The 3,009-nt window shown below is 73.5% G+C and carries 1 protein-coding gene; it reads right to left on the bottom strand.

All coding sequences use genetic code 11. The annotated features are described in order from the left end of the window. Positions 1-172: 172 nt before the first annotated feature. Positions 173-2,905 (bottom strand): glycoside hydrolase family 3 C-terminal domain-containing protein, encoded by a 2,733-nt coding sequence (locus tag G6556_RS18045; RefSeq protein ID WP_166944418.1) that lies wholly within the window; start codon positions 2,903-2,905, stop codon positions 173-175. Between the last annotated feature and the right edge of the window lie 104 nt (positions 2,906-3,009).

The raw sequence follows: 3,009 nt of genomic DNA on the forward strand, positions 1-3,009 counted from the left end.
CCTCGCCGCACCGACCCGTCGGCCCGTTCCCCTGGACGCCGAGATAGGGCCCCCGGGCCGAGGTAGGACCGTGGACGGTCCTACCTCGCGCGGGAGGCCCTATCTCGCCGACCGGGTCGGCCGAGCGGGTCGGCCGAGCGAGTCGGCCGAGCCGGACGGGTGCCCGGACGGGTCAGCGCACGATCGCGTCCGAGATCGCCAGGGACCCGCGGAGCCGGATGTCGTCCGACGCCGCCCCGACCAGGACCGGGATGGTGCCGGTCGGCGTGCGCCAGGCGTCGAGGTCGACGTCCCAGTAGGACACCGACTCCGGGCTGAGCGTCACGGTGACGGTCTGCGTCTGCCCCGGTGCGAGCGTGGCGGTGCCGAACCCGGCCAGGGAGATCGGCGCGCTGCTGACCCGGCGGGTCGGCAGGTTCCCGACGTAGACCTGGACGGTCTCGGTGCCGGCGACGGCACCCGTGTTGGTGACGTCGACCGTGGCCTGGAGCTCCGAGCCGCCCTCGGCGCCGGGGACGACCGCGGTGCGCAGGTTCGCGTAGCGGTACGTCGTGTAGGACAGCCCGTGCCCGAAGGCGTACTGCGGGGTGATCCCGTTCTCGGCGTACCCGCGGTAGCCGACGAAGATGCCCTCGCTGAACTGCTGGTCCAGCCCGTCGCCCGGGTACTGCGACGGGTCGCTGACCGGCGTGGACTCCTCGTCGACGGGGATCGTCACCGGCAGCCGGCCGGCGGGGTTGGCGTCGCCGAACAGCAGCGCGGCGATCGCGGCGCCCTGCTCCTGCCCGCCGAACCAGTTGTGCAGGACGGCCGGCACGGCACCGTCCCAGTCCGAGGTCTGCACGACCGCGCCGGCCTCGAGGACGACGATGGTGCGCGGGTTGGCCGCGGCCACCTGGCGGATGAGCTCCGCCTGCCCGTTCGGCAGGTCGAGGCTCGGCTTGTCGCCGCCCTCGGACGAGTAGTCGCGGACCACCACGACGGCCGTCTGCGCGGACCGCGCGGCCTGCGCCGCCGCCTGCACCGACGGGGTGACGAGCGGCTCCGGCGTGGTCCAGCCGAGCCGGAACGCGGCGCCGGCGTCGGTGCCGCCCGGGGAGTCGTTCGTGTACTCGGCGCGCAGGCTGTACGCCTGGCCGGCCGTGAGGTCGACCGTGGCCGTCGTGACGGCCGGGTCCCCGGACGGGCCGGTCGTGAGCACCGGCTGGTCGTCGAGGTAGACGGTGCTGGTGCCGTTGGTGGTGACGGCCAGCTCGTACGTCCCGGTCTGCGGCGCGGTGAGGGTGCCGGTCCACCGGATCGACGCGTTGTGCAGGTTGTCCTGCACCGGGAAGTGCGGCGACTGCGCGTTGAACCCCTCGAACAGGAAGAAGCCGCCGAAGATGCCGGCGAACGGCTCGGTGCGGTCGACCGCCGGGGCGCCGGACAGGTCGGCGGAGTCGAAGTACTCGACCCGCAGGCCCTCGCCGTCGCCGAGCGCGGACGTCAGGTAGTCGGACGGGATGGCGTCCGGCCCGGGCAGCAGCGCGGCCGAGGTGACGGGGTCCGTGCCCGGGGTGTGCGACACCGTCACACCCGGGGCGACGCGGGCCCGGATGCCCTCGAGCGGGCTGATCGTCCGCGTCGGGATGACCTGGGACGAGCCACCGCCCTGGGTCACGGCGTCGGCGTCCGTGCCGATCACCGCGATCGAGCCGACGTTCGCCGCCAGCGGCAGGGCGCCGCCGTCGTTCTTCAGCAGCACGCTCGCCCGCTCGGACAGGGACCGGGCGAACGCGGAGTTCTGCTCCTCGGGCAGCGGGCGCACCGTCGGCGGGTTGTCGAGCAGGCCGAGCGCGACCATCGGCCGCAGGATGCGCAGGACAGCGTCGTCGATCCGCGACACGGGGACCTGCCCCGCGCGGGTCGCGTCGAGCAGCGGCCCGCAGAAGAAGCAGTCGCCGGGGCCGACCTCGGGCGTCGTGTTGCCCGGCATCTCCTGGTCCAGGCCGCCGAGCACCGCCGGCACCGTGCTGTGCGTGGCGCCGTAGTCGCTCATCACCCAGCCCTGGAAGCCGAGCTGCTGCTTGAGGATCTGGTTCAGGAGCTCGTCGTTCTCGCAGGCGTAGGTGCCGTTCACCTTGTTGAACGCGCACATCGCGGACCCGGCCCGCCCCTGCTCCTGGCCGATCGCGAACGGGCGGGTGTAGATCTCCTGCAGCGTGCGCTCGTCGACGACCGCGTTGCCGCCAGCCAGCCGGTTCTGCTCCTGGGTGTAGACGTTGTAGTGCTTGAGGTCGGCGACGACCGGGTTCGCCTGGATGCCCCGGACCTCCGCCGCGCCCAGCACGCCGGACAGCAGCGGGTCCTCCCCGAGCGCCTCGAACGCGCGCCCCGCCCGTGCGACCCGCGCGATGTCGAACGCCGGCGACAGCAGCACGTTGTGGCCGGTCCGGTGCGCCTCGTCGCCCGCGAGGCGGCCGTACTCCTGCGCCAGCCCCTCGTCCCAGGTGGCGGCCAGCGCCAGCGGCGAGGGCAGCTGGGTCGACTGCTGGTCGTTGACGTCGGGGTTGGCGATCCGCACGCCCGCCGGCCCGTCCGCCATGGTCAGCGCGGGGATGCCCAGCCGCTCGATCGGCCGGTTGTAGAAGCCGTAGTAGTTGTTCAGCTCCCCGTGCATCAGGTCGACCTTCTCGTCGAGGGTCATCTGCCGGAGGATCGACCGCGCACGGGCGGTGTCGTCCGGCGACTCGTCCCACCAGAAGTCGGACGGGAAGGACTGCGCCTCCTGCAGCGCCTCGGTGACCGCGGTCTCCACCGCGGGGTCGTCGTCGGGTGCGGCCGCGGCCGCGGCTCCGACCGGGACTGCCAGCGCCAGTGCCGCGAGGACCGCGGGCACGCTGGCGCGCCGGGTACGTGGGTGCATCGTCGAACCCCCTGGATCACGGGTCGCCCGCACGTCCCGCGGGCCACATCGCCTCGTCGGGTCAGTAGGTCACCCGTTCGGGTGAGGGTCAAGGTGCGTGTGCC

Source organism: Cellulomonas sp. IC4_254, assembly GCF_011603975.1.
In the GTDB taxonomy this organism is placed as follows: Bacteria; Actinomycetota; Actinomycetes; order Actinomycetales; family Cellulomonadaceae; genus Cellulomonas.

Coding starts and splice junctions, on each gene's coding strand:
- G6556_RS18045 (WP_166944418.1), bottom strand. CDS start 2,905: ATGCACCCACGTACCCGGCGCGCCAGCGTGCCCGCGGTCCTCGCGGCA.